The organism is Pseudonocardia sp. DSM 110487 (assembly GCF_019468565.1).
Taxonomy (GTDB): Bacteria; Actinomycetota; Actinomycetes; order Mycobacteriales; family Pseudonocardiaceae; genus Pseudonocardia.
On sequence record NZ_CP080521.1, the window covers coordinates 8,716,488 to 8,742,162 of the forward strand.

The 25,675-nt window shown below is 71.4% G+C and carries 26 protein-coding genes; 3 read left to right on the forward strand and 23 right to left on the reverse strand.

Features of this window, described 5'->3' with window-relative positions; translation table 11 throughout:
- Positions 1-7 precede the first annotated feature (7 nt).
- Positions 8-748 carry an SDR family NAD(P)-dependent oxidoreductase gene (locus tag K1T35_RS40795; protein ID WP_220257025.1) on the forward strand — a complete coding sequence of 247 codons (741 nt, stop codon included), beginning with the start codon at positions 8-10 and terminating at the stop codon, positions 746-748.
- Positions 749-765: 17 nt separating this feature from the next.
- Positions 766-1,344, forward strand: coding sequence for a cob(I)yrinic acid a,c-diamide adenosyltransferase (locus K1T35_RS40800; RefSeq protein ID WP_220257026.1), 579 nt, complete (start codon positions 766-768; stop codon positions 1,342-1,344).
- A gap of 40 nt (positions 1,345-1,384) precedes the next feature.
- Here K1T35_RS40800 and K1T35_RS40805 read toward each other — a convergent pair whose 3' ends face one another.
- The 13 genes from K1T35_RS40805 to glyA all read right to left on the reverse strand — a co-directional run bounded on the left by K1T35_RS40805 (position 1,385) and on the right by glyA (position 12,236).
- Entirely contained in the window at positions 1,385-1,846 is a 462-nt protein-coding gene (locus K1T35_RS40805; protein ID WP_220257027.1) for a DUF2550 domain-containing protein, read from the reverse strand.
- 17 nt (positions 1,847-1,863) lie between these two features.
- On the reverse strand, positions 1,864-2,238 hold the full coding sequence (locus K1T35_RS40810) for a F0F1 ATP synthase subunit epsilon (RefSeq protein WP_220257028.1): 375 nt from the start codon (positions 2,236-2,238) through the stop codon (positions 1,864-1,866).
- 11 nt (positions 2,239-2,249) lie between these two features.
- Positions 2,250-3,677 (reverse strand): F0F1 ATP synthase subunit beta, encoded by a 1,428-nt coding sequence (gene atpD / locus K1T35_RS40815; protein WP_220257029.1) that lies wholly within the window; start codon positions 3,675-3,677, stop codon positions 2,250-2,252.
- A gap of 1 nt (position 3,678) precedes the next feature.
- Positions 3,679-4,641 carry a F0F1 ATP synthase subunit gamma gene (locus K1T35_RS40820; RefSeq protein ID WP_220257030.1) on the reverse strand — a complete coding sequence of 321 codons (963 nt, stop codon included), beginning with the start codon at positions 4,639-4,641 and terminating at the stop codon, positions 3,679-3,681.
- Between the two features lie 26 nt (positions 4,642-4,667).
- Positions 4,668-6,317 (reverse strand): F0F1 ATP synthase subunit alpha, encoded by a 1,650-nt coding sequence (gene atpA, locus K1T35_RS40825; RefSeq protein WP_220257031.1) that lies wholly within the window; start codon positions 6,315-6,317, stop codon positions 4,668-4,670.
- Positions 6,318-6,354: 37 nt separating this feature from the next.
- Positions 6,355-7,185, reverse strand: a complete 831-nt coding sequence (locus K1T35_RS40830) for a F0F1 ATP synthase subunit delta (RefSeq protein ID WP_220257032.1) — start codon at positions 7,183-7,185, stop codon at positions 6,355-6,357.
- Positions 7,185-7,745, reverse strand: a complete 561-nt coding sequence (locus K1T35_RS40835; RefSeq protein ID WP_220257033.1) for a F0F1 ATP synthase subunit B — start codon at positions 7,743-7,745, stop codon at positions 7,185-7,187. The genes K1T35_RS40830 and K1T35_RS40835 overlap by 1 nt, the downstream gene beginning before the upstream one ends.
- Before the next feature lie 36 nt (positions 7,746-7,781).
- Positions 7,782-7,997, reverse strand: a complete 216-nt coding sequence (gene atpE, locus K1T35_RS40840; protein WP_220257034.1) for an ATP synthase F0 subunit C — start codon at positions 7,995-7,997, stop codon at positions 7,782-7,784.
- 67 nt (positions 7,998-8,064) lie between these two features.
- Positions 8,065-8,844, reverse strand: a complete 780-nt coding sequence (atpB, locus tag K1T35_RS40845) for a F0F1 ATP synthase subunit A (protein ID WP_220257035.1) — start codon at positions 8,842-8,844, stop codon at positions 8,065-8,067.
- Positions 8,845-8,901: 57 nt separating this feature from the next.
- Entirely contained in the window at positions 8,902-9,120 is a 219-nt protein-coding gene (locus tag K1T35_RS40850; RefSeq protein ID WP_220257036.1) for an AtpZ/AtpI family protein, read from the reverse strand.
- A gap of 200 nt (positions 9,121-9,320) precedes the next feature.
- Positions 9,321-9,770: a hypothetical protein gene (locus K1T35_RS40855; protein ID WP_220257037.1), complete on the reverse strand. Its 450-nt coding sequence runs from the start codon at positions 9,768-9,770 to the stop codon at positions 9,321-9,323.
- Positions 9,767-10,921 carry a glycosyltransferase family 4 protein gene (locus K1T35_RS40860; RefSeq protein ID WP_220257038.1) on the reverse strand — a complete coding sequence of 385 codons (1,155 nt, stop codon included), beginning with the start codon at positions 10,919-10,921 and terminating at the stop codon, positions 9,767-9,769. The genes K1T35_RS40855 and K1T35_RS40860 overlap by 4 nt, the downstream gene beginning before the upstream one ends.
- 25 nt (positions 10,922-10,946) lie before the next feature.
- Positions 10,947-12,236: a serine hydroxymethyltransferase gene (gene glyA / locus K1T35_RS40865; protein ID WP_220257039.1), complete on the reverse strand. Its 1,290-nt coding sequence runs from the start codon at positions 12,234-12,236 to the stop codon at positions 10,947-10,949.
- A gap of 101 nt (positions 12,237-12,337) precedes the next feature.
- Here glyA and K1T35_RS40870 point away from each other — a divergent pair, with 101 nt between their 5' ends.
- The gene (locus K1T35_RS40870) at positions 12,338-13,018 is read left to right on the forward strand and encodes a TetR/AcrR family transcriptional regulator (RefSeq protein WP_220257040.1); all 681 of its coding nucleotides are present in this window, start codon (positions 12,338-12,340) and stop codon (positions 13,016-13,018) included.
- A 12-nt stretch (positions 13,019-13,030) separates the two neighbouring features.
- Here K1T35_RS40870 and K1T35_RS40875 read toward each other — a convergent pair whose 3' ends face one another.
- From K1T35_RS40875 to argS, 10 genes are all read right to left on the reverse strand, one after another.
- Positions 13,031-13,678 (reverse strand): L-threonylcarbamoyladenylate synthase, encoded by a 648-nt coding sequence (locus tag K1T35_RS40875; RefSeq protein ID WP_220257041.1) that lies wholly within the window; start codon positions 13,676-13,678, stop codon positions 13,031-13,033.
- A 474-nt stretch (positions 13,679-14,152) separates the two neighbouring features.
- Positions 14,153-15,031, reverse strand: a complete 879-nt coding sequence (gene prmC, locus K1T35_RS40880; protein ID WP_220257042.1) for a peptide chain release factor N(5)-glutamine methyltransferase — start codon at positions 15,029-15,031, stop codon at positions 14,153-14,155.
- Positions 15,032-15,071: 40 nt separating this feature from the next.
- Entirely contained in the window at positions 15,072-16,139 is a 1,068-nt protein-coding gene (prfA, locus tag K1T35_RS40885) for a peptide chain release factor 1 (protein WP_220257043.1), read from the reverse strand.
- 73 nt (positions 16,140-16,212) lie between these two features.
- Positions 16,213-16,431, reverse strand: coding sequence for a 50S ribosomal protein L31 (gene rpmE, locus K1T35_RS40890; RefSeq protein ID WP_075955487.1), 219 nt, complete (start codon positions 16,429-16,431; stop codon positions 16,213-16,215).
- 128 nt (positions 16,432-16,559) lie between these two features.
- On the reverse strand, positions 16,560-18,785 hold the full coding sequence (gene rho / locus K1T35_RS40895) for a transcription termination factor Rho (RefSeq protein WP_255621256.1): 2,226 nt from the start codon (positions 18,783-18,785) through the stop codon (positions 16,560-16,562).
- 317 nt (positions 18,786-19,102) lie between these two features.
- Complete coding sequence (gene thrB, locus K1T35_RS40900) at positions 19,103-20,005, reverse strand: homoserine kinase (protein ID WP_220257044.1); 903 nt, start codon at positions 20,003-20,005, stop codon at positions 19,103-19,105.
- On the reverse strand, positions 20,005-21,081 hold the full coding sequence (gene thrC, locus K1T35_RS40905; RefSeq protein WP_220257045.1) for a threonine synthase: 1,077 nt from the start codon (positions 21,079-21,081) through the stop codon (positions 20,005-20,007). Before thrC ends, thrB begins: the two co-directional genes overlap by 1 nt.
- Positions 21,078-22,376 carry a homoserine dehydrogenase gene (locus K1T35_RS40910; RefSeq protein ID WP_220263169.1) on the reverse strand — a complete coding sequence of 433 codons (1,299 nt, stop codon included), beginning with the start codon at positions 22,374-22,376 and terminating at the stop codon, positions 21,078-21,080. The genes thrC and K1T35_RS40910 overlap by 4 nt, the downstream gene beginning before the upstream one ends.
- A gap of 73 nt (positions 22,377-22,449) precedes the next feature.
- The gene (gene lysA, locus K1T35_RS40915; RefSeq protein ID WP_220257046.1) at positions 22,450-23,892 is read right to left on the reverse strand and encodes a diaminopimelate decarboxylase; all 1,443 of its coding nucleotides are present in this window, start codon (positions 23,890-23,892) and stop codon (positions 22,450-22,452) included.
- 91 nt (positions 23,893-23,983) lie between these two features.
- A complete protein-coding gene (gene argS / locus K1T35_RS40920) occupies positions 23,984-25,633 on the reverse strand; it encodes an arginine--tRNA ligase (RefSeq protein ID WP_220257047.1) in 1,650 nt (549 codons plus the stop codon).
- Positions 25,634-25,675 lie beyond the last annotated feature (42 nt).

Genomic DNA, 25,675 nt, shown 5'->3' on the forward strand with positions numbered 1-25,675 from the left:
AGTCGGGATGAACGACCTCACAGGTCGCGTGGCCCTCGTGACCGGCGGCAGCCGGGGAATCGGCGCGGCCATCGCGGTCCGACTGGCCCGCGAGGGTGCCGACGTGGCGCTGACCTACCGCGAGGCCGGTGACAGCGCCGCGAAGGTGGTCCGCGAGATCGAAGGGCTCGGGCGGCGCGGGATCGCCGTGCAGGCCGACAGCGCGGACCCGGTCGCCGTGCGGGCGGCAGTCGGCCGGACCGTCGCCGAGCTCGGCCGGCTCGACGTGCTCGTCAACAACGCGGGCGTGTTCCCGTACGGCCCGTTCGAGCAGGTCAGCCCCGAGGAGCTGGACCGGACCATCGCGATCCACGTGCGCGCGTCGTTCGTGGCCGCGCAGGCGGCCTCCCCGCACCTCGGCGCGGGCGGGCGGATCATCAGCATCGGGAGCAACCTCGCCGAGCGGGTTCCGCACGACGGGATCGCGCTCTACTCGATGACGAAGTCGGCGCTCAACGGTCTCAGCCGGGCACTCGCTCGCGAGCTCGGGCCGCGTGGCATCACCGTGAACGTCGTGCACCCAGGCTCGACCGACACGGAACTGAACCCGGCCGACGGGCCGTCGGCCGAGAACCAGCGCGTTGCGACGGCGCTCGGCCGCTTCCAGACCGCGGACGACGTCGCCGCCACCGTCGCGCACCTCGCCGGACCGGGCGGGCGCACGATCACCGGCACCGCGCTCCTCGTCGACTCGGGGGCGAACGCGTGACGACATAGGCTGCGCCCATGGCGGTGCACCTGACCAGGATCTACACGCGGACCGGCGACGACGGCACCACGGCTCTCGGCGACTTCAGCCGCGTCCGCAAGACCGATCCGCGGCTCGCGGCGTACGCCGACACCGACGAGTGCAACGCGGCACTCGGGGTCGCCGTCACCGTCGGCGGGCTGGCCCCGGAGTTGCTCGGCCCGCTCCGGCAGGTGCAGAACGACCTCTTCGACGTCGGCGCCGACCTGTGCGCGCCGATCGTCGAGAATCCGCAGTACCCACCACTGCGGATCACCGAGCGCTACATCACCCGGCTCGAGGGCTGGTGCGACGAGTTCAACGAGGGCCTGCCCAAGCTCGACTCGTTCATCCTGCCCGGCGGCACGCCGGGCGCGGCGTACCTGCACGTGGCCCGCACCGTGGCGCGCCGGGCGGAACGCTCAGTGTGGGCACTGCTGGAGGTTGACGCCGAGCGCACCAACCCGCTCACGGCGAAATACCTCAACCGCCTCTCCGACCTGCTGTTCATCCTCGGCCGGGTGGCCAACCCCGACGGGGACGTCCTCTGGCAGCCCGGCGGCCCCCGGCGGTCGTGAGTGGATACGCGCGCTATAGCTCGCGTATCCACTCACGACATCAGGAGGCCTGGCGGTAGCCGGTGCGGCCGGGTGGGGCGGCCTCCACCCAGGACAGGAAGCCGGTGAGGACACCGGGGGCCATGGCGAGCTCCAGCTCCACACCGTGGATGCGGCAGAGCAGCACGGAGGCGCCCTGCGGGATGACGTAGGCCTCCGGGTTCACCGGGATGCGGCGGCCGACGATCTCCAGTTCGGTGCGGTCGACGACGACCGTGGGCCCCGGCCGCAGCGACGTGAGGCGGAACCAGGCCAGCTCGTCACCGCGGTAGCGCCCAACCCCGAAGTGCCATCCCGCGGTGCCGTCCTGCGCGCGGGACCTGGACACGCGAGCGGGGCGGCGGCGCAGACAGACGTCCACGCCACCGCCCCGCATGAGTCGCACTCTCCGAAAGGCGAGGTATCCGAGGCAGAGGCAGGCGAGCAGCAGCAGGATGCTGACGAGCAGCGTCGTCGCTCCCACTCGCGGCCTCGGCTCGACTACTCGGCCGCGCCGGCGGCTTTGAGCCGCGCGTTCGCCCTTGCCGCCGCGGCTGCTCCCTCTGGCTCCGACGAGTCGGCGCGTTGGAGCGCGTTGCGGGCCCGCGCGACGTCGATCTCGTCGGCCAGTTCGGCGTACTCCGCGAGCACGGTGACGTTCTCCGGTGTGATCGACAGGAACCCGCCGTGCACGGCCAGCGTGGTGGACGTGCCGTCGGTGCCGTCCACGCGGACGACGGCCGTGTCCTCCAGCTGCGCGAGCGTGGGCTCGTGACCGGGCAGTACCCCGATCTCACCCACCGTGGTGCGGGCGAGGACGAAGTCGGCCTCACCGGACCAGATCCGCCGCTCGACCGCGACCAGCTCGACATTCATGTGCGCCACGATCAGCCCTCGAGCTTCTTGCGGTTCTTGTCCAGGTCCTCGAGACCACCGCAGAGGAAGAACGCCTGCTCGGGGGCGTCGTCGAACTCACCCTTGGCGATCTTGTCGAACGCCTCGATGGTCTCCTTGAGCGGAACCGTGGAGCCCGGCTGGCCGGTGAACTGCTCGGCGACCAGGAGGTTCTGCGACAGGAAGCGCTCGATGCGCCGCGCCCGCCCGACGAGCTGGCGGTCCTCCTCGGAGAGCTCGTCGATACCCATGATCGCGATGATGTCCTGCAGGTCGTTGTACTTCTGCAGGATCCGCTTGACCTCGTTGGCCACCCGGAAGTGCTCGTCGCCGACGTACTGCGGGTCCAGGATCCGCGAGGTCGACGTCAGCGGGTCCACCGCGGGGTAGATCCCCTTCTGGGAGATCGGGCGGGAGAGCTCCGTGGTGGCGTCGAGGTGGGCGAACGTGGTGGCCGGCGCGGGGTCGGTGTAGTCGTCCGCCGGCACGTAGATCGCCTGCATCGAGGTGATCGAGCGGCCGCGGGTCGAGGTGATGCGCTCCTGCAGCTCGCCCATCTCGTCGGCCAGCGTGGGCTGGTAGCCCACCGCCGACGGCATGCGGCCCAGCAGCGTGGAGACCTCGGAGCCTGCCTGCGTGAACCGGAAGATGTTGTCGATGAAGAGCAGCACGTCCCGGTTCAGCTCGTCGCGGAAGTATTCCGCCATCGTCAGCGCCGACAGGGCGACCCGCATACGCGTGCCGGGCGGCTCGTCCATCTGCCCGAAGACCAGTGCGGTGTCGTTGATGACGCCCGATTCGGTCATCTCCGTGATGAGGTCGTTGCCCTCACGGGTGCGCTCGCCGACGCCGGCGAACACCGACGTGCCGCCGAAGTTCTTGGCGACACGGGTGATCATCTCCTGGATGAGCACCGTCTTGCCGACGCCCGCGCCGCCGAACAGGCCGATCTTGCCGCCCTGCACGTACGGGGTGAGCAGGTCGATGACCTTGATGCCGGTCTCCAGCATCTCGGTGCGGCCCTCGAGCTGGTCGAACCTCGGCGCGGACCGGTGGATGCCCCACAGGTCGCCAGTCGGCTTGAACTCCGGGTCGTCCAGGCAGGCGCCGAGCGCGTTGAACACGTGGCCCTTGACCTGGTCACCGACGGGCACCGAGATCGGACGCCCGAGGGAGGTGACCGTCTGGCCACGCACGAGGCCGTCGGTGGGCTGCATCGAGATGGTGCGCACCAGGTTGTCGCCCAGGTGCTGCGCGATCTCGAGGGTGAGCGTCTTGGCCAGGTCGCCGAACTCGACGTCGACCGTGAGGGCCGTGTAGAGCTCCGGGACGGAGTTGCGGGGGAACTCGACGTCGACGACCGGGCCGGTCACGCGGACGACCCGGCCGGTCGTGGTCTGGGTATCTGCGGTGGCGGTCATCTCAGCTCTCACTCCCTGCGCTGACGAGAGCGTCGGCGCCACCGACGATCTCACTGATCTCCTGGGTGATCTGGGCCTGACGGGCCTGGTTGGCCTCGAGTGTCAGGGTACGGATCAGCTCGTTGGCGTTGTCGGTTGCGGCCTTCATGGCCCGCTGTCGGTTGGCCGACTCCGAGGCAGCGGCCTCGAGCAGCGCGGCGAACAGCCGCGCCCCGATGTACTTGGGCAACAGCGCGTCGAACAGCGAGTCGGCGTTCGGCTCGAACTCGTAGAGCGGCTTGACCTCGCCCGCCGACTGCTGCGCGGCTTCGCGCCGCTCCTCGATCTCGCCGCCGGGGGCGCCGACGGTGTCGGCCTCGTACTCCACCTCGAGCGGGGCCATGCGCCGCGCCTGCGGCACCTGGGTGACCATGTTCTTGAACTGCGTGTACACGAGGTGCAGCTCGTCGACACCCTCGGCGCCGTCCTCGGTGCCGGTCATGAACGCATCGACGAGGACGCGCGCCGCCTCGGCGGCGTGGGCGTAGGTCGGCTGCTCCGAGAAGCCCGTCCAGGACTGCTCGACGTTGCGGCGCCGGAACTTGTAGTAGCCCACGCCCTTGCGGCCGATGACGTAGAGCACCGGGTCCTTGCCCTGCTCGCGCAGCAGCTGCTGCAGCTGCTCCGCCTCCTTCAGGACGTTGACGTTGTAGCCGCCGCACTGGCCGCGGTCGCTCGTGACGACGAGGACCGCGGCGCGCTTGGCCTGCTCGCGCTCGACGAGCAGCGGGTGGTCCAGCGCCGAGTTGTTGGCCAGCTCGGTGAGGACGGCCGTGATCTGCTCTGCGTAGGGCCGCGAAGCGTCGACCCGGGCGCGCGCCTTCATGATCCGCGAGGTCGCGATGAGCTCCATCGCGCGCGTGATCTTCTTGATGGACTGCGTCGACCGGATCCGCCGCCGCAGCACGCGAATCTGTGCCGCCATGCGCTACTCCCTCAGCTCCCGGCCGACTAGCTCGAGGCCGGAGCCGGCTTGTTGACCTTGACCGTGTCGCGGTCGACCTCGTCCTCGTCGAGCGCCTCGGCCGCGGCCTCCTTCGGCACCACCGACGAGCCGTCGGTCGCGGTGAACTCCTGCTTGAAGCCCTTCACGACCTCGGCGATCCGGTCGGCGAGCTCGTCGGAGAGCTTCCCGGTGTCCCGGATCTCCCCGAAGATCCCGTCGTGGTTGCGCCGGACGTGGTCGAGGAAGTCCGTCTCGAAGCGGCGCACGTCGGCCACCGGCACGGAGTCGAGGTACCCACGGGTGCCGAGGAAGATCGAGACGACCTGCTCCTCGACGGGGAACGGCTGGTACTGCGCCTGCTTCAGCAGCTCCACAAGGCGCGCACCGCGCCCGAGGGCAGCGGCCGACGCGGCGTCGAGGTCGGAACCGAACGCGGCGAACGCCTCCAGCTCGCGGTACTGCGACAGGTCGAGGCGCAGCGAACCGGAGACCGAGCGCATCGCGCGGACCTGGGCGGAACCACCCACGCGGGACACCGAGATACCGACGTTGATGGCCGGCCGGACACCCTGGTTGAACAGGTCCGACTCGAGGAAGCACTGGCCGTCGGTGATGGAGATGACGTTCGTCGGGATGTACGCCGACACGTCGTTGGCCTTGGTCTCGATGATCGGCAGACCGGTCATCGAGCCCGCGCCCAGCTCGTCGGACAGCTTCGCGCAACGCTCCAGCAGGCGGGAGTGCAAGTAGAAGACGTCGCCGGGGTAGGCCTCACGGCCCGGCGGGCGGCGCAGCAGCAGCGAGATCGCACGGTAGGCCTCGGCCTGCTTGGACAGGTCGTCGAAGACGATCAGGACGTGCTTGCCCTGGTACATCCAGTGCTGCCCGAGCGCGGAGCCGGTGTAGGGCGCGAGCCACTTGTAGCCGGCCGGGTCGGACGCCGGGGCGGCGACGATGGTGGTGTAGTCCAGCGCGCCCGCGTCCTCCAGCGACTGCCGGATACCGGCGATCGTGGAGCCCTTCTGCCCGATCGCGACGTAGATGCAGCGCACCTGCTGCTTCGGGTCGCCGGTGGCCCAGTTCTGCTTCTGGTTGATGATCGTGTCGACGCAGACCGCGGTCTTGCCGGTCTTGCGGTCACCGATGATCAGCTGGCGCTGGCCGCGGCCGATCGGGGTCATCGAGTCGATGGCCTTGATGCCGGTCTGCAGCGGCTCGCGGACCTCCTGCCGCTGCACCACCGACGCCGCCTGCAGCTCCAGCACGCGGTTGGTCTCGGCCTCGATGTCGCCGAGCCCGTCGATCGGCTTGCCCAGCGGGTCGACGACCCGGCCGAGGAAGTTGTCGCCGACCGGCACCGAGAGGATGTTGCCGGTGCGCTTGACCTGCTGGCCCTCCTCGATGTGGGCGTAGTCGCCCAGGATGACCGCACCGATCTCGTGCACGTCCAGGTTCAGCGCGACACCCTGCACGCCACCGGGGAACTCGAGGAGTTCGTTGGTCATCGCCGAGGGCAGGCCCTCGACGTGGGCGATGCCGTCGCCGGTGTCGGTGACGATGCCCACCTCCTCGCGGGAGGTGTCCGTCTCCAGCGACGAGACGTAGCTGGAGATCGCACTCCGGATCTCCTCGGAGGAGATCGTCAGCTCTGTCATGGCTGTCGTCTGTCCTTCTGTTCGTAAAGTTCGGTGGTCAGCTGGGGAGGGAGCGGCGGGCCGCGGCGAGCTTGCTCGACACGCTGCCGTCGATGACCTCGCCGCCGACCTGCACGACCAGACCACCCAGCAGGCTGGGGTCCAGCTCGATCTGCAGCGACATCGGGCGCCCGTAGAGGCGCGTCAGCGAGTCGGTGAGCTTCTGCTCCTGCTCCGGCGAGAGCGCAACCGGGGTGGCGACGCGGGCGACCGACCGGTCTCGGCGTGCCGCCGCCAGCTCGGCCAGCTCCTCGCTCACGACGTCGAGGTGCCGGTCGCGCGGGAGCCGGACGCTCTCGCGCAGCAGCGCGGCGGTGACCGGCGAGACCTTGCCCTCGATCAGCCCGTCGAGGAGCGAGATGCGCCCGTCGGCCGGCGTTGTGATGTCGGCGAGCAGGCTGCCGAGGTGGTGCTCCCGGTTGAGGACCCGGCCGAAACGGAACAGCTCGTCCTCGACGTCGTCGAGCGAGCCCTCCTTCTCCGCGACGGCGAGCAGCGCCTGCCGCGCAAGCACCTCGAACGCGCTGACCAGGTCACCGAGCCGCGACCAGCGCGCGGCCACGAGGCCCTTCGCGACGTCGAGCGTCGGCGCAGCGAGCTGCTGCCCGAACAGCCGGTCCACCAGAGCGGTGCGGGCCGCCTCCGGCGACGACGGGTCGGCGAGCAGCCGCCGCAGCGACCGCTCCACGTCGAGCAGGCGCGTGACCGCGAACAGCTCGTCGCCGAGCCGCCGCAGGTCTGCGGCCGTGGCCGAGTCGGCGTAGGCGTCCAGCCGGGCCGTGGCCGAAGCCAGCGACTCCCGGCTGGCCGCCTGCAGGACCTCGGCCATCAGCTCGCCCCGCCGGCCGGCGCCGTCTCCCGGGTGGCCAGGCTGTCCAGCTCGGCGAGGAACGCGTCAACCGTGGCCGAGCGGCGAGCGTCGTCGGCGAGGGACTCGCCGATCAGGCGCTCGGCCAGCTGCACTGACAACCCACCGACCTCGCCACGGAGCTGGCGCACTGCCTGCTCGCGGGCAGCGGCGAGCTGCTCCTCGCCGCGCTGGCGGATCCGGGCGGCCTCTTCCTCCGCCTGGGCCCGCAGCTCGACCTTGATCTGCTGGCCCTCGGCACGAGCGTCGTCGCGGATGCGCGCGGCCTCGGCCCGCAGGCCGGCGAGCTGCTCCTCGTACTGCCGCTTGAGCTCGGCCGCCTCCTGCTGCGCCTCCTCGGCCCGCTTGAGCCCGCCCTCGATCTTGTCCGTGCGCTCGGCGTAGACCTTCTCGAACTGCGGGAACGCCGTCTTGCGGAGGACGAGGAACAGCAGGATGAACGCGATGGTGCCGACGATGATCTCGACGGTGTGCGGGACGAGGGGGTTCAGCTCCTCGGCCGCGAGAACGGTGGTGATCATGGGTGTCTCCTCCGCCTACCCGGCGTTCGGCGTAGGTCAGGCTCCGGGCAGCGCGAACGCGAGCACCAGGCCCAGGATCGCGAGCGCCTCGGAGAGCGCCATGCCGATGAACGCGATGCCCTGCAGCTGGCCACGGGCCTCCGGCTGGCGGGCGACGCCGTTGATGAACGCGGCGAAGACGATGCCCACCCCGATACCCGGGCCGATCGCGGCGAGACCGTAACCGATGACGTTCAGGTTACCGACAACCATTGCACTTTCCTTTCGTCCGGTCCGGGGGCACGTCCCACGGAGCCGTCAGTCGTGGAGGTGGGACGACCTAGTGGTCGTCGGCCAGCACGGTGCCGATGTACGACGCCGTGAGGATCGTGAAGACGTAGGCCTGCACCACCTGGATGAAGGCCTCGAAGAACGTGAAGACGATGCCCATGCCGAACGCGAACGGCGACAGGACCCCGAGCAGGATCGACTCGGAGTGCAGCAGCATGTACTCGCCGCCGAGGATGAACACCAGCAGCAGCAGGTGGCCCGCGAACATGTTCCCGAAGAGCCGCAGCGACAGCGTGACCGGCCGCAGCAGGATGTTCGAGAGGAACTCGATCGGCGTGAGCACGGTTCGGACCCACCACGGCACGCCCGGCGGCCAGGTCGACACCCGCAGATATCCCATGAACCCGTGCCTGCGGATCCCGACGACGTTGTAGATCAGCCAGGACATGATCGCGAGGGCGTAGGCGACGCCCGGGTGCGAGAACGACGGGAACTGGATCAGCGGGACGATCCCGAACAGGTTGTTCACCAGGATGAAGGCGAACAGCGTGGTGAGGTACGGGACGTATTTGAGGTACTCCGGCCCGATGTTGTCGCGGGCGATCGAGTTCCGCACCATGCCGTGGAACGACTCGCCTAGGAACTGCGCCTTGCTCGGCACCAGCGCCGGCCGCCGCGCGGTGTAGGCGAAGAACGCGTACACGATGATCGCGGCGAGCACGAACTGCAGGACCGGCTTCGTGACCTCGCCGAAGATCGGCGGCAGCTGGAAGTCCTCGACGCCCGGGGCGTTGAAGCCCGGGTTGGGGGCGGTGGCCGGGATGGTCACCCAATGCTCCTTCCGGTTCCACCTTCCGGGTGATCCGGAACGGCAGAATCGTGACGATCAGGACTTAACGTACCTGATGTAGATCAAGTACAGCGAGGCAGCCCCACCGAACAGCAAGCCGACCGGCAGGAACACACCCGTGCCCAGCAGTGCGTCCAACCCCCAGCCGATCCCGCCGAAGAGCAGGAAGCCGGACAGGAGGTAGGACAGAGCGGTCCACGCGTCGCCCGGCGGTGGCGTCTTGGCGCCGCCGCCGTTCGACTGGTCCGGCTCCATCAGGACGGACCATATCAGGCGGGTTAGCAGCTCTTTACCAGGGATGACCTCGACGGACGCCCCGACGGCTCGTCAGCGGCGCTGTTCGGGCCGCCCGCGGCGGCGACGTGGCTCTATCGGCCGTAGAAGAACGGACGAACGTGACACGGATCCCAGAGAGACCCCGCTCACAGCCGAACGCCTCACCCATTCGGGATCACTCAAAGGTCTACGGCCGGTATCCGAGTGCGCACGAAACCGACCACCTCGCCGACGATCCACGCCACCGTCACCGCGAGGATGGTGAACGCGAACGAGCGACCGTCGAACAGCGTGGTGCCCTGGAACAGCAGCAGGAACACCAGCATGAAGAGGATCTTCAGACCGAACGCGGTCATCGCGCCGATCATCACGCCGGCCGGCGTCGCGCGCGCCGTTCGCGCCATCACCCACGTGCCCAGCCAGCCGAGGCCACCCGCGATCACGGCGCCGGCCAGCGCCCCGACCACCCCGGCCCCACCACGCAGCACGAATGCCGCCACCAGCGCGATCACGACGACGACCGCCGTGACGATCACGGCGTAGCGCTGCATCGCGGACGCGAGCTTGAGCACCGTGGCGACGTGCGGGGCGTCCTTCTGTGCATTCGATTGGGGTTCGGGTGCGGTCATCTAGGAGCCCTCACTCTCGGGATGGCGGAGGCGAGCACGGCCACGACAAGGCCGATCCCCACCGTCCACAGCACGATGAACGGGTCGTCGATCAGCGCCAGCGCCACCGCGCCGAACGCCAGCAGGCCGGCCCACAGGTAGATCAGCAGCACCGCGCGTCGCTGGCTGTGCCCGATCTCGAGCAGCCGGTGGTGCAGGTGCATCTTGTCCGGCGAGAACGGCGACAACCCCTTGCGGGTGCGCCGCACAACGGCCATGAGCAGGTCGAGCAGCGGGACGAACACCACGGCGGCGAGCACGATGAGCGGCGCGAACAGCGCCAGCACATCCTTGCCGTCCGCGCCGATGATCGAGATCTTGCCCGAGGCGCTCGTGGTGGCGGCGGCCAGCAGCACGCCGATCAGCATCGAGCCGGAATCGCCCATGAAGATGCGGGCCGGGTTGAAGTTGTGCGGCAGGAACCCGAGGCACGCGCCCGCCAGCACGGCGGCGATCAGGGCGGGCGAGTACACCGACGGGTCGTTGCCGACCCGCCCCACCAGCCCGATCGTGAAGAGGCCGACGGCGGCCGCCGCGATCATCCCGACACCCGCTGCGAGCCCGTCCAGACCGTCGACGAAGTTCATGGCGTTGACCAGCGCCACCGTGAGCAGCACCGTCAGCAGCACGCCCTGCTCCTGCCCGAGGATCAGCAGGGAGCCGGACTCGCCGGAGTCGGAACCGCCCCACGGCACGAAGAACACCGTCCACTGCACGCCGAAGATCACCAGGATGCCGGCGGCCGTGGTCTGGCCCGCGAACTTGGTGAGCGCGTCGAGGTCGTAGCGGTCGTCGAGCGCGCCGACGGCCGCGAGCAGCAGGGCGGCGAGCAACACGCCGCCCACCTCGGAGGCGTTGTTGTCGAACGCCAGCCGCAACGCGGGAAGCTGGTAGGCCATCCCGACACCCGCGAGCACGCCGCCGAGCATCGCCAGCCCGCCCCAGCGCGGGGTCGGCGTGACGTGCACATCGCGCTTGCGGGGCCACGCAACGGCCCCGAGCCGCAGCGCGAGCACCCGCACCGGGCCGACCAGCAGGAACGTCACGACCGTCGCCGTCAGACCCGCGAGCAGGAACTCCCGGATCGGCAGGACGAGCGTGGGTACCGCCACGGCAGCGCTGATTTCCGGGTGCCGGTCAGGGGCGCGGGTAAGCGGGCGCGCGCGCGACGAGCGCCGACACCGCGTCGGCCACCTCGGCCAGCTCCGCGTCGCCTGCCGGAGTGCCGTGCTCGGCCCGCACCGCGCGGCCCAGCAGGCTGCCGATCTCGGCCATGTCCGTCTCGGTCATGCCCTGCGTGGTGACGCTCGGCGAGCCGACGCGCAGGCCGGACGGCTTGAGCGGTGGCGCCGGGTCGTACGGGATGGAGTTCTTGTTCAGAGTGATGCGCGCGGCGTCGCAGCGGGTTTCGGCCTGGTCGCCGGTGACGCCGATCGGGCGCAGGTCGACGAGCGCGAGGTGGGTGTCGGTGCCACCGGAGACCGGCCGCATCCCCTCGGATTCGAGGGCCTTGGCCAGCGCCTGGGCGTTGGCGATCACCTGGCTCGTGTAGGCCTGGTACTCCGGCTGCGCCGCCTCGCGCATCGCGACGGCCTTCGCCGCCACGGAGTGCATGAGCGGGCCGCCCTGCGAGAACGGGAACACCGCCTTGTCGACGGCCTTGGCGTGCTCCGCCTTCGCGAGGATCATGCCGCCGCGCGGGCCGCGCAGCACCTTGTGCGTGGTGGCGGTGACGACGTCGGCGAACGGCACCGGCGACGGGATCGCCTTGCCGGCCACCAGCCCGATGAAGTGGGCCGCGTCGACCATGAGCTTGGCGCCGACCTCGTCGGCGATCTTCCGGAACGCGGCGAAGTCGATCAGTCGCGGGTACGCCGTCGCACCGGCGATGATGAGCTTGGGGCGGTGTTCGAGCGCGAGGTCGCGCACCTGGTCGTAGTCGATCAGCTCGCTGTCCTCGCGCACGGTGTAGGACACCGCGTTGAACCACTTGCCGGAGAAGCTGACCTTGCTGCCGTGCGTCAGGTGACCGCCCTGCTTGAGGTCCATCGCGAGCACGGTGTCGCCGGGCTGCGTGAACGCGGCGTAGACGGCGAAGTTGGCCGATGCGCCCGAGTGCGGCTGCAGGTTGACGTGGTCGGCCCCGAAGAGCTCCTTGGCCCGCGCGTTGCCGATCTCCTCGGCGCGGTCGACGACCTCGCAGCCGCCGTAGTAGCGGCGGCCGGGATAGCCCTCCGCATACTTGTTCGACAGCGTGGAGCCGAGCGCGGCCAGTACCGCGGGGCTGGTGAGGTTCTCGCTGGCAATCAGCTGGAGTCCGCCGCGCAGCCGGGCCAGCTCGTCGAGCACCACTCCGGCGATCTCCGGGTCCTGGTGCTGCAGCGCGTCGAAGTCCGGGCCCCAGAAGGGCGTGCTCTGCTCGCTCACGGTTGAACGGTACCCGCTGCGGCTCGACGCCCATCCGGGCGTTCCCGGAGCAATGATCTCATTCGTTGCCAGTGCTCTCGATTCGTGCCACACTGCCCTGCGTGACCGCCGCCGGAGCCCGCGCGCGCGTACGCGCCGAACTCACCCGCGAAATCGTCGACTCCGCGCGTCGCCACCTCGCCACCGACGGCGCAGCCGGGCTCTCGCTGCGGGCCGTCGCCCGTGAGCTGGGCATGGCCTCCTCGGCCGTGTACCGGTACTTCGCGAGCCGGGACGAGCTGCTGACCGCGCTCATCGTCGAGACGTACGACGCGCTCGGCGCCGCCGCGGAAGAGGCCGAGGCCGCCGTCGCCCGCGACGACCTGCGCGGGCGCTGGCGAGCCACCTGCGGCGCCACGCGGGAGTGGGCGCTGGCGCACCCGCACGAGTATGCGCTGGTCTACGGCTCGCCGGTGCCGGGCTACGCGGCGCCGGAGGCCACCGTCGGGCCCGCGTCCCGCGTGGGCGTGTTGCTGTGCCGGGTGGTGGCAGACGGGGTCGCAGCCGGCACCGTCGAGGCGGAGCCGGACGGGCCGGGCGCAGGTGACGTGCTCACTCCGGGCGTCGCCGAGCGGCTCGGCCTGCCTTCCGCGCTGGCCCCGCGCGTCGTCGCCGCGTGGAGCAGCCTCTATGGCGCGATCAGCTTCGAGGTGTTCGGGCAGACCCACAACGTCGTGGAGGACCACTCTCGCTACTTCGACGCGGCGGTCGAGCGCCTCGCGGACCTCGTGCCGCTCCCCTGAATCCACTGTGATTCAGGCGGGGAGGACCTCTCGGCCCAGCACCTCGGACACCGCTTCCGTCGTGACCGCGCCCTCGCGGAGCACGCGGGGCTCGTCGCCGGTCAGGTCCACGATGGTGGACGCCACCGGCTCGCCGGACGGACCGCCGTCGAGGTAGACCGCCACCTTCTCCCCGAGCTGCTCCTCCGCCTCCGCCACCGACGCGGCGGGCGGCTGCCCGGAGACGTTCGCGCTGGACACGGCCATGGGGCCGACGTCACGCAGCAACTCCAGCGCCACCGGGTGCAGCGGCATCCGCAGCATCACCGTGCCCTTGGTCGAGCCGAGGTCCCAGTTCAGCGAGGGGGCGTGCGGCAGCACCAGCGACAACCCACCCGGCCAGAACGCCTCGATCAGGTCCCTTGCCGACTTCGGCACGCCGAGAACGAGGCCGTCGATCGTCTTCCAGGAGCCGACGAGCACCGGGACGGGCATGTCCGGCCCGCGCTGCTTCGCGCTGAGCAGGTTGCGCACCGCCGGGGCACTGAACGCGTCGCAGCCGATGCCGTAGACCGTGTCGGTCGGCAGCACCACGAGCCGCCCGGCCTTCACCGCCCGTGCCGCCGCGGCGAGACCCTCGGTGCGCGCGTCGGGGACCGCGCAGTCGTACCTGGAAGCCACGGACGGAGCCTATGACGCGGGCCGACGCACCCGTTCCCCGGCCACGCGCCCCGTCGACGGGTCGTGTGGGCCGACAACGGGTGCGTGGGCGGAGAACGGGTGCGTGATGGACGCTTGATCAGCAGTTCGGCGCATTCCCGGGTCGTTTTCGCCCTTTTCCGCGCCGAAGCCTCGATCATGCCCGCCCAGACCCGCCTCCGGTGGCGCCGCGCGCCCTGAGGGGCAGGCCTCTGGCCTGCCCGCGCTGCATGCCCCAGGGGTCGCAGAGGCTCGCAGGTCAAGGGTCGCGAAGCGATCGCGAAGCGACGCGGAGCGCCCTTGACCTGGGAGGGGCGGCCCCGCACACTGCGCGGCGCCACCGGAGGCCTTCGAGCCCTGCGACCTGGGGGCGGCATGACGCACCGTCCCCGGCCACGCACCCGTTGTCGGCCCGCGCCACCCCTCGACGGGGTGCGTCAGAGGAGAACAGGAACGTCAGGCGCGGTGGAGAGGGCGGCGGCGGGCGGTGGCGAAGCGGGGGCGGCCGGTCAGGTCGGGGTGCTCCTCCACGTCCGTGAGGACCCGGCGGCGACGCATCAACGCGGGGACGGCCTCGCCGTGGGTGTCGTCGTGCTCGATCGCGAGCCCGCCGCCGTAGCGCAGCAGGGCGGCGGACGTCGAGATGACGGCACGGATGATCTCCAACCCGTCCGGTCCGCCGTAAACGGCCGTGGGCGGGTCCCAGTCGGTGACCTCCGGCGGCAGCGGGGTGCCGTCGGGGACGTATGGCGGGTTGCAGAGCACGAGGTCGACGTGGGTCTCGAGCTCGACGAGCAGGTCGGGCCTGCGTACGTCGGCGGCGTGCAGCGTGACGGAGGTACCGCCGCGGGCGACGTGGTCAGCGATGTTGCGATGTGCCCAGGTCAGGGCGTCGGAGTCGAGCTCGACGGCGTGTACCACTGCGTCCGGGCGGCTCGTCGCGACGGCGAGGGCCAGCGCCCCTGTTCCCGTGCAGAGGTCGACCACCACCGGGGCCGCGACGTCGGCGATCTCTCGCAGCCCCCACTCCAGCAGCAGCTCGGTCTCCGGACGCGGGGTGAACACACCGGGTCCGACCGCCACCTCGACCGGGCCGAGCACCGCGGTGCCGAGCAGGTGCTGCAGCGGCTCGCGGGCTGCCCTGCGGTCGACGAGCTTGCGCAGCGCGTCCAGGGCGGGCGTGTCGACGAGGGGATGCATCATCAGCTTGCCCCGGTCGACGCCGACGACGTGCGCCGCGAGCATCTCCGCGTCCACCCGGGGAGAGGCGATCCCGGCCCCGCCGAGCACCCGCTCGGCCTCGAGGATCGCGAGCCGTAGAGGCTTGCGGCTCACGGAGAACCCTCCCCGAGCGTCGGCATGACATCCCGGGGACTCACGAACCCACTGCCTCCGCGCGGTCCGCCGCCTGGAGGGCGTCGATCACGCCGCCGAGGTCGCCGTCCAGGACGGACGACAGGTTGTGGGACTTGTAGCCCACCCGGTGGTCGGAGATGCGGTTCTCCGGGAAGTTGTAGGTGCGGATGCGCTCGGAGCGGTCGACCGTGCGCACCTGGGAACGCCGGTCGGCCGAGGCCTTCGCGGCCGCCTCCTCCTCGGCGAGCGCTTGCAGCCGCGAGCGCAGCACCTCCATGGCACGGGCGCGGTTCTGCAGCTGCGAGCGCTCGTTCTGGCAGCTCACGACGATGCCGGTGGGCAGGTGCGTGATCCGGACCGCCGAGTCCGTGGTGTTGACGCTCTGCCCGCCGTGGCCGGAGGAGCGGAAGACGTCGATGCGCAGGTCGTTCTCGTCGATCTCGACGTCGGCGTCCTCGCCGGTGTCGGGGTAGACGAGCACGCCCGCCGCGGAGGTGTGGATGCGCCCCTGCGACTCGGTGACCGGCACCCGCTGCACGCGGTGCACGCCACCTTCGAACTTGAGCGCCGACCAGACGCCGTCGGCGACCGGTTCGCGCGAGCGCACCAGGAGCGTGAGGTCCTTGTAGCCGCCCAGGTCGGACGGCACCGAGTCGATGATCTGGGTGGACCAGCCGCGACGCTCGGCGTAGCGCAGGTACATGCGGGCGAGGTCGGATGCGAACAGGGCGGATTCCTCGCCGCCCTCCCCCGACTTGATCTCCATGATCACGTCGTAGCCGTCGTGCGGGTCGCGCGGCGAGAGCAGGTCGGCGAGCCGACGCTCCAGCACCGGGATCTTCGCGGCGAGCTCGTCGGCCTCTGCGGCGAACGACGGGTCCTCGGCCGCGAGCTCCCTCGCGGTGGCGATGTCGGCGCGCGCGGCGCCCAGCTCCCGCGCGACCGCGACGATCGGGCCGATCTGCGAGTAGCGCCTGCCCAGCTTGCGGGCGGTGGCGGGGTCGGCGTGCACGGACGGGTCGGCGAGCCGCAGCTCCAGCTCGGCGTGCTCGGCGAGCACGGCCTCGACTGCCGGTGCTGATGTCATGACTCCTCCTCCTTCCCTGGTCCGAACATGCCGACGGCGCCCATCCGCGAGGGAATGGGCGCCGTCGTCGAAGCTACTTCTTGCCGGCCCGCTTGCCGTAGCGCGCCTCGAAGCGGGCGACGCGCCCGCCGGAGTCGAGGATCCGCTGCTTGCCGGTGTAGAACGGGTGGCACGCCGAGCAGGTCTCGACCGTCATCTTGCCGCTGGTCTTGGTGCTGCGGGTGGTGAACGAGTTGCCGCAACCGCAGGTGACCTGCGTCTCGACGTACTCGGGGTGGATGCCTGAACGCACGTTGGTTCCTCTCGAAGTGGCGCCGGGTCCCTGGTTGCGCAGGGTGAACCGGAGCCGGAGCGTGACACCCCATTCAACCACCCGGACCGCCCGCGGATTCCCGCGGGCGGCCCGGATCGGAGGTGGGGTCAGTCGTTGTCGGCGCCGGGGGTGCTCTTCGCGACCTGCATCAGGAACTCGATGTTGGTGCGCGTCTTGCGGAGCTGGGTGAGCAGCAGGTCGATGGCCTGCTGGTCGTCCAGGGCGGAAAGGACCCGGCGCAGCTTCACCATCACGCCGTACTCGTCGGGCGACATCAGCAGCTCGTCCTTGCGGGTGCTGGAGTCGCCGACGTCGATGGCCGGGAAGACCCGCTTGTCGGCGATCTTGCGGTCGAGCTTGAGCTCGGCGTTGCCGGTGCCCTTGAACTCCTCGAAGATCACCGTGTCCATCGTTGACCCGGTCTCGACGAGCGCGGTTGCGAAGATCGTCAGCGAGCCGCCGTCCTCGATGTTGCGCGCGGCGCCGAGGAACCGCTTCGGCGGGTACAGCGCGGTGGAGTCGACACCACCGGACAGGATGCGCCCGGACGCCGGGGCAGCCAGGTTGTAGGCCCGGCCGAGGCGGGTGATGTTGTCGAGCAGCACGACCACGTCGTGGCCCAGCTCGACCAGGCGCTTCGCCCGCTCGATCGACAGCTCCGCGATCGTGGTGTGGTCGGTCGGCGGCCGGTCGAACGTGGACGCGATGACCTCGCCCTTCACCGACCGCTGCATGTCGGTGACCTCCTCCGGCCGCTCGTCGACGAGGACGACCATGAGGTGGCATTCGGGGTTGTTCGTGGTGATCGCGTTGGCGATGTTCTGCATGATCGTGGTCTTGCCCGCCTTCGGCGGCGACACGATCAGCGCGCGCTGGCCCTTGCCCACCGGCATGACCAGGTCGATCACGCGCGTGGTGAGCTTGTGCGGCTCGGTCTCGAGGCGCAGCCGCTCGTTGGGGTAGAGCGGGGTGAGCTTGGTGAACTCGGGCCGCTGCTTCGACGTCTCAGGGTCCTGCCCGTTGATGGAGTCGACGCGGACCAGCGGGTTGAACTTCTGCCGCGACTGCTCGCCCTCACGGGCCTCGCGCACGGCGCCGGTGATCGCGTCGCCGCGGCGCAGGCCGTACTTGCGGACCATCGACAGCGACACGTAGACGTCCGTGGGCCCGGACAGGTAGCCGGTGGTGCGGACGAACGCGTAGTTGTCGAGGATGTCGACGATGCCGGCGACCGGCAGCAGCACGTCGCCGTCGCGGACCTCGGTGTCGACGTTGCCCTGGCCGCCGCCGCTGCTGCCACTGCTGCGGTCGCGGTCACGGCCCCGGCGGCGGTCGCGGAACCGGCGGCCGCGCCTGCCCCGGCCATCACCGTCGTCGTCACCGTCGTCGTCGGGCCGGTTGTCGCGCGGGCCACGGGAGTCGGAACGGTTGTCGGCACGGTTGTCCGGCCGGTCGCCGCGGTTGTCGCGGTTGTCGGCACGGTTGTCCGCCCGGTCGCCGCGATCGGCGCGGTTATCCGGCCGGTCGCCGCGGTTGTCCCGGTTGCCATCGCGGCCGTCGCGGTTGCTGTCACGGTCCCGCCCACCGCGGCCGCCCTCACGGCGATTGTCGGAACGCGTGTCGGCACCGTCACGGCCACCGTCGCGCTGGTCGGCGACCGGAGCGGGGCTCGCGGCCTCCGCCGGCTGCTGCGCCTGTTCGGGCTGCTGCTCCGACTGCTGCTCGGCGCGGTTGCGCCGGCTCTGCCGGGAGCGCCGGGGCGGCGCGGCGGTGTCGGTGGCCTCGGGGCCGGTGTCGTTCTGGGCCGCCTTCTCGGCGACCTTCTCCGTGCCGCCCTCCGCGGGGGCCTTGTCGGCGGTCGGCGCGGGCTCGGCGACCGGCGCGGGGTCGGCCGTGGCGGCCTGCGGCGCGGCGTCGGCAACGGCCGCACCGTTCACAGTGGACGGCGCGCCGGCCGGCCGGGACGCGGCCCGGCGGCGGCGGGTGGGGGCCGCGGCAGGCGCGGTGTCGGCAGCGGGGGCGTCGGCAGCGGGGGTGTCGGCCGCCGGCGCGGAGCCGTTGACGGCGGGCGCCTCGGTGCTCACCGGGGCGGCGGGCTCGTCACCGGTGCCGGGAAGGGTGGGCTGGGCGTCCGCGGAACGCTTGCGGCTCGGCGGCGCGCCCTGCTTCTCCTTGATGGCGGCGATCAGTTCGCCCTTCCGCATCCCGGCGATGTCCGGGATGTTCAGCTCGCCGGCCAGCTGGCGGAGCTCCGCCAGCACCATGCCGGTGAGGCCGCCGCGCTTCTTGGGGGCGGGTGCAGCCTCGGTGCTGACGAGATCGGTCTCGCTCACAGATGTCCTTCCTGACCGACCGGGCCTCCAGCCCTGGTCAGCGGGATTCACACACTCGCCCGGACGGTGTGCCGGACGACATGTCGGTCAACGGGTCGCGGGAAGAGCGGCCGCCCCGACAGCAAGGGTGGCGATCGTGGCGACGCTCCGGGGAAGAGGCCGCTCGGGTCGGAACCGGTTTGGCGCTTGAGATCTGGCGGATTCCGGCTCGAGTGGCCACGCGGATGCCGCGTGGATCGCCGTTGCGGTGCCGAGAGTAGACGGTCTGCCCTGATCGCGGCAACAACCCCCTGTCGTGGCGCGCCGGGCGGGCCGCCTCAGCCGATCTCGACGCGCGCACCCGCCCCGTCGACGGGGAGCGCGAGGGCCGTGAAACCGTGAAGGTCCAGGTCCGGCGGCAGGATTCCGTCGGTGGTGATGGCCAGCACCGTGGGGCCGGCTCCCGAGATCGCGGCGGGGATGCCGCGATCACGCAGCGTGTCGACCATGGCGGCCGACTCCGGGTAGGCCGGGCGCCGGTAGTTCTGGTGGAGCCGGTCCTCCGTGGCCGGCAGCAGCAGCTCGAGGCGCTGGGTGAAGGCCAGCACGGCGAGCGCGGTGCGGCTACCGGTGAAGGCCGCGTCGACCAGCGGAACGCGTTCGGGCAACAGCCCGCGCGTGGTGCTGGTGAGCGATTCGGTTCCCGCGACGAGCGCAACCGGGTGGATGCCCGGATGCGTCTCGAGGCGTACAGCGTGAAAACGCCGCGAGGTATTCCCCGCGCTCTCCCACGCGACCACGAAACCGCCGAGCAGGCTGGCCGCCGCATTGTCGGCGTGCCCTTCCATCCCCGCCGCGACGTGCAGGATCGTGTCGCGCTCCAGCTCGGCATCGCGCCCTGCGAGCGCCACGGCCGCCGTCGCGCCCGCTACGGCCGCGGCCGCCGAGCTGCCGAGTCCCCGCGAATGCGGGATCGCGTTGTGGCAGCGCATCCGGATGCCGGGCGGGGCGTCGCCGACGAGGTCCCATGCCGAACGCATCGCCCTGACCACGAGGTGGGCCTCGTCGCACGGCACGCGGCCTGCGCCCTCCCCGGACACCTCGATCTCGATGCCCTCGGCGGCGACCGACACCTCGACCTCGTCGTAGAGACCGAGCGCGAGCCCGAGCGTGTCGAAACCCGGTCCGAGGTTGGCCGACGAGCCCGGCACCCGCACCCGGACCTCACCCGGTCGCCCCATCAGCCCAGTTCCAGGGCCGCGGCGACGGCGCCGGGGTCGATCGGGACCACGGTGGGCTCCGGCGCGGTGAGCAGGGCGGAGTCCGGGTCCTTCAGTCCGTGGCCGGTGACGGTGCACACGACGAGCGAACCGCGGGGCAACGTGTCGTCGGCCGCCGACTGCAGCAGCCCGGCGACGCTCGCGGCCGACGCAGGCTCGACGAACACGCCCTCCCTCGCCGAGAGCAGCCGGTACGCGGAAAGGATTTCGTCGTCGGTGACGGCGGCGAAGCGGCCGTGCGACTCCTCGCGGGCGGTCATGGCGCCCGCCCACGAGGCGGGCGCGCCGATCCGGATCGCGGTGGCGATCGTCTCCGGGGCGGCCACGGGCGCACCGTGCACGAGCGGCGCGGCTCCCGCGGCCTGGAAACCGAACATCCGTGGCGGCGTGTGGATCAGCCCGTCGGCGAGGTAGGCCTTGTAGCCCTGCCAGTACGCGGTGATGTTGCCCGCGTTGCCCACCGGCAGGCAGTGCACGTCGGGGGCGCGGCCGAGCTCGTCGCAGATCTCGTACGCCGCGCTGGCCTGGCCCGCGATGCGGGTGGGGTTCACCGAGTTGACGAGCGCGGCCACCGGGTAGTCGGCCGTGGTCTTGCGGGCGAGCTCGAGGCAGTCGTCGAAGTTGCCGTCGACCTGCAGGATCCGGGCCCCGTGCGCCACGGCCTGGGCCAGCTTGCCGAGCGCGATCTTGCCGCGAGGCACGAGCACCGCGCAGGTCATGCCCGCGCGGGTGGCGTAGGCGGCGGCGGAGGCCGAGGTGTTGCCGGTGGACGCGCAGAGCACGCCCTGCTTGCCCTCCGCGAGCGCATGCGTGACCGCCATCGTCATCCCGCGATCCTTGAACGAGCCCGTCGGGTTCGCGCCGTCGACCTTGAGGAAGACCTCGCAGCCGGTGGCCGCGGACAGGTGCGGCGCGGGCAGCAACGGCGTGCCGCCCTCCCCCAGCGTGACCACGGTCCAGCCCGGCTCCACCGGCATCCGCTCCCGGTAGGCCTCGATCACCCCCGGCCAGCGGGTGAGCTTCTGCGCGGCGGTCATCCCGCAACTCCCTTCCGGCCCAGGTCCTCGACCCGAAGCACGCTGTGCACGCCGTGGACCACGTCGAGCCCGGCCAGCACGTCCACCGTGGCGGCGAGCGCCGCCTCCGGCGCCCGGTGCGTGACGATGACGATCCGCGCGGACCCGTTGTCGTCGCCCTCGCCGGTCTGCCGCGCCGCCGCGATGCTGACGCCGTGGTGGGCGAACTCGCCGGTGATCGTCGACAGCACGCCAGGGCGGTCGGCCACCTCGAGGCTCACGTGGTAGCGCGTGCGCAGCGTGCCGATGGGCCGCACCGGCAGGCTCGCGTAGGCCGACTCCCGCGGCCCGCGCCCGCCCAGAACGCGGTTGCGCGCCACCGCGACGAGGTCACCGAGCACGGCGCTCGCCGTGGGCGCGCCGCCCGCGCCCTGCCCGTAGAACATCAGCTGCCCGGCGGCCTCCGCCTCGACGAACACGGCGTTGTACGCCCCGTCGACGGACGCGAGCGGATGTGCGGCGGGAATCATCGCCGGGTACACGCGCGCCGAGACCGACTCGGGAACGCCCTCCTCGGCGGGCGTCCGCTCACAGATCGCGAGGAGCTTGATCACACAGCCCATCGTGGCCGCGGCCGCGATGTCGGTGGAGGTCACCGCGCGGATGCCCTCGCAGTGCACGTCGGCGGCGTTGACGCGGGTGTGGAAGGCCAGCGACGCGAGGATCGCGGCCTTGGACGCGGCGTCGTAACCATCGACGTCGGCGCTCGGGTCGGCCTCGGCGTAGCCCAGCCGCGTGGCCTCGTCGAGGGCGTCGGCGTAGCTCGCCCCGGAGGCCGCCATCGCGGAGAGGATGAAGTTCGTGGTGCCGTTGACGATGCCGGCCACCCGGGTGATCCGATCCCCGGCCAGCGACTCGCGCAACGGCCGGAGCAGCGGAATCGCCCCGGCGACGGCCGCCTCGAAGTACAGGTCGACGCCCGATGCGTCGGCGGCCTCGGCGAGCGCGGGTCCGTCCTCGGCGAGCAGCGCCTTGTTGGCCGTGACCACCGACTTGCCGGCCTTCAGCGCTTCCACGAGCAGCGTGCGGGCCGGCTCGATGCCGCCGATCACCTCGACGACGACGTCCACGTCGTCGCGCGTGACCAGGCCGGACGCGTCGGTCGTGAGCAGGTCGCCGAGGTCGGTGTGTTTGTGCGGGCGGCGCACGGCCACCCCGGCCAATTCGACGGGCGCGCCGGCGCGGGCCGTCAGCTCGTCGGCCTGCTCGTGCAGCAACCGCACGACCTCGCGGCCGACGGTGCCGCAGCCCAGCATGGCCACGCGGATCGGTTTCACGCCCCGATCCTCGCTGGTGCGCTCCTCAGATGCGCACCCCGGGTGCGCGGCCTCACCCCGACACCTCCAGCCGGAACTGGTCCTCGAGCGTCTCCCTGCGCAGGAGGGCCCGCGCCTCGCCGTCGCGCACGGCCACCACCGCGGGCCGGGGCAGGCGGTTGTAGGAGCTCGCCATCGAGTAGCAGTAGGCGCCCGTCGCGGCAACGGCCAGCAGATCGCCGGGGGCGAGGTCGGCGGGCAGCCAACAGTCGCGCACCACGATGTCACCGCTCTCGCAGTGCTTGCCGACCACCCGCGAGAGCACAGCGTCGCCGCTGCCGTCGCGCTCCGAGGAGCGGGACACGAGCCGGCAGTCGTACACCGCGTCGTAGAGCGCGGTGCGGATGTTGTCGCTCATGCCGCCGTCGACGCTCACGTAGCGTCGCATCGACGACCCGCCGAGCGGTACGTCCTTGAGCGTGCCCACGGTGTAGAGCGTGATCCCGGCCGGCCCGGCGATCGCCCGGCCCGGCTCCACCGCGATCTTCGGGACGTCCAGGTCCTCGGCGTGGCACTCCCGCTTGACGATGCCGCGCAGCTCCTCGGCCAGCTCCTGCACGTCGACCGGGGTCTCGTCGGCGCGGTAGGCGATGCCGAACCCGCCGCCGAGGTCGAGGGTGGTGAGCGCCGCCAGCGCGTCACCGCCGTGCTCCTTGTGCAGCTTCGCCAGGAACCGCACGACGCGGTGGGCGGCCACCTCGAAGCCCTCGGTGTCGAAGATCTGGCTGCCGATGTGGCTGTGCAGGCCCACCAGCTCGAGCCCGTCGACCGCGAGCACCCGGCGCACGGCCTCTGCGGCCGCGCTCGCCTCGCCGCCGGAGATCGAGAAGCCGAACTTCTGGTCCTCGTGGGCGGTGGCGATGAACTCGTGCGTGTGCGCCTCGACGCCGACCGTGAGCCGCACCATCACCGGCACGACGACCCCGCGCTCGCGGGCCACTGCGTCCAGTCGGGCGATCTCGTGGAACGAGTCGAGCACGACCCGACCGACGCCCGCCTCGACGGCCGTGACCAGCTCGTCGAGGGACTTGTTGTTGCCGTGCAGCGCGATCCGCTCCGGCGGGAACCCCGCGCGCAGCGCGACGGCCAGCTCACCGCCGCTCGCCACATCGAGGGAGAGGCCCTCCTCCGCGACCCAGCGGGCCACCTCGGTGCAGAGGAACGCCTTGGCCGCGTAGTGCACGGCCTCCGCCCCGAACGCGGCCGCGAACTCGGCGGCCCGCGAGCGGAAGTCGGCCTCGTCGATCACGAAGAGCGGGGTGCCGTACCGCTCGGCGAGGTCGCGGACGTCGACGCCCGCGGCCTCCAGCGCGCCGCCCTCCCCTCGGGCGGCGTTCCGCGGCCACACCCCGGGGGCGAGCTCGTCGAGCCCGGCGGCGTCGAGCGGTCGCGGGCCCGCGGTCTCGGGCGGGACCGTGATGCCGGCGTGCAGCGGGCCGGCGGGGTGGACGTTCATGAATCAGCCTCTTGATCAGCAGTTCGGCGCATCGACGGGCGTATCTGGCGCGTTTTCGCGCCGAACCGGTGACCACGCCGTCCTGCAGCGTTCACATCCGCTCCGGAGCCGAGACACCCAGCAGCCCGAGGCCGTTGGCGAACACCTGGCGCGCGGCGACGCAGAGCGCCAGCCGGGCCTTGTGCAGGTCGGCGACCTCCTCGTCGCCCATCGGCAGCACGCGGCACGTGTCGTAGAACTTGTGGTAAGCGCTCGCCAGCTGCTCGAGGTAGCGGGCCACCCGGTGCGGCTCACGCAGCTCGGCCGCGGTCGCCACGACGGCCGGGAACTCGCCGATCGTGCGGATCAGGTCGCCCTCGCGGGGGTGCTCCAGCAGGCCGTAGGCGTCGCCCGGCTCGACGCCGAGGTCGGCGGCGTTGCGGGCGAGCGAGGCCAGCCGGGCGTGCGCGTATTGCACGTAGAAGACCGGGTTGTCGTTCGAGCGCTTGACGAGCAGGTCGAGGTCGATGTCGAGGGGCGAGTCGACCGACGAGCGCACCAGCGAGTACCGCGCCGCGTCGACCCCGACCGCCTCGACCAGGTCGTCCATGGTGACCGTGTTGCCGGCGCGCTTGCTCATCCGCACCGGCTTGCCGTCCTTGACGAGGTTGACCATCTGTCCGATCAGCACCTCGACCACGGCCGGGTCGTCGCCGAACGCGGCGGCGGCCGCCTTGAGCCGTCCGATGTAGCCGTGGTGGTCGGCGCCGAGCATGTAGATGCACAGGTCGAAGCCGCGCGAGCGCTTGTCGCGCAGGTAGGCGAGGTCGCCCGCGATGTAGGCGGGGTTGCCGTCGCTCTTGATGACCGGCCGGTCCTTGTCGTCACCGAAGTCCTTGGAGCGCAGCCACCACGCCCCGTCGGCGAAGTACAGGCTGCCGGAGTCCTTCAACTGCTGCACCGCGGCGTCGACCGCGCCCGACTCGTACAGCGACTGCTCGTGGAAGAACACGTCGAAGTCGGTGCCGAACTCGTGCAGGGTGCGCTTGATGCTCTCGAACATCCGGCCAACGCCCACACGCCGGAACACCTCGTCGCGCTCGGCGTCGGGCAGGTCGAGCACCCCCGGCTCGGCCGCGACGACCTCCTGGGCGACCTCGCCGATGTAGGCGCCCGCGTAGCCGTCTTCTGGCGTCGGCTGCCCGAGCGCCGCCGCTACCAGCGACCGGGCGAACCGGTCGATCTGCGCGCCCGCGTCGTTGAAGTAGTACTCACGCGTCACCTTCGCGCCGCGGGCGGAAAGCACCCGGCCAAGGGCGTCGCCGACGGCGGCCCAGCGGGTGGCACCCATGTGGAGCGGGCCGGTCGGGTTGGCGGAGACGAACTCGAGGTTGACGTTGCGCCCGGCGACGTCGTCGCCGGTGCCGTAGCCCGCGCCGTCGGCGAGCACGTTCCCGACGAGGGCACCCTGTGCGTCGGCGGCCAGCCGGATGTTGATGAAGCCAGGCCCCGCGACCTCGGCACTGGCCACGCCCTCGCGCCCGGCCAGCTCCTCGACCAGCCAGCCTGCCAGGTCGCGCGGGGCGACACCGGCCTTCTTCGCGGTGCGCATGGCCACGTTGGTGGCGTAGTCGCCGTGCTCGGGGTTGCGCGGGCGCTCCACGGTGACGTCGGCGGGCAGAGCCGTGAGGTCCAGGCCGCGTCGCGTCAGCAGGTCGGACGCGGCGGCACGGACCAGTTCGGCAAGCACGTCGGGAGTCACCCGTCAAGTCTAGTTGTCCCACTTGTGGATCTGCCGCACGGC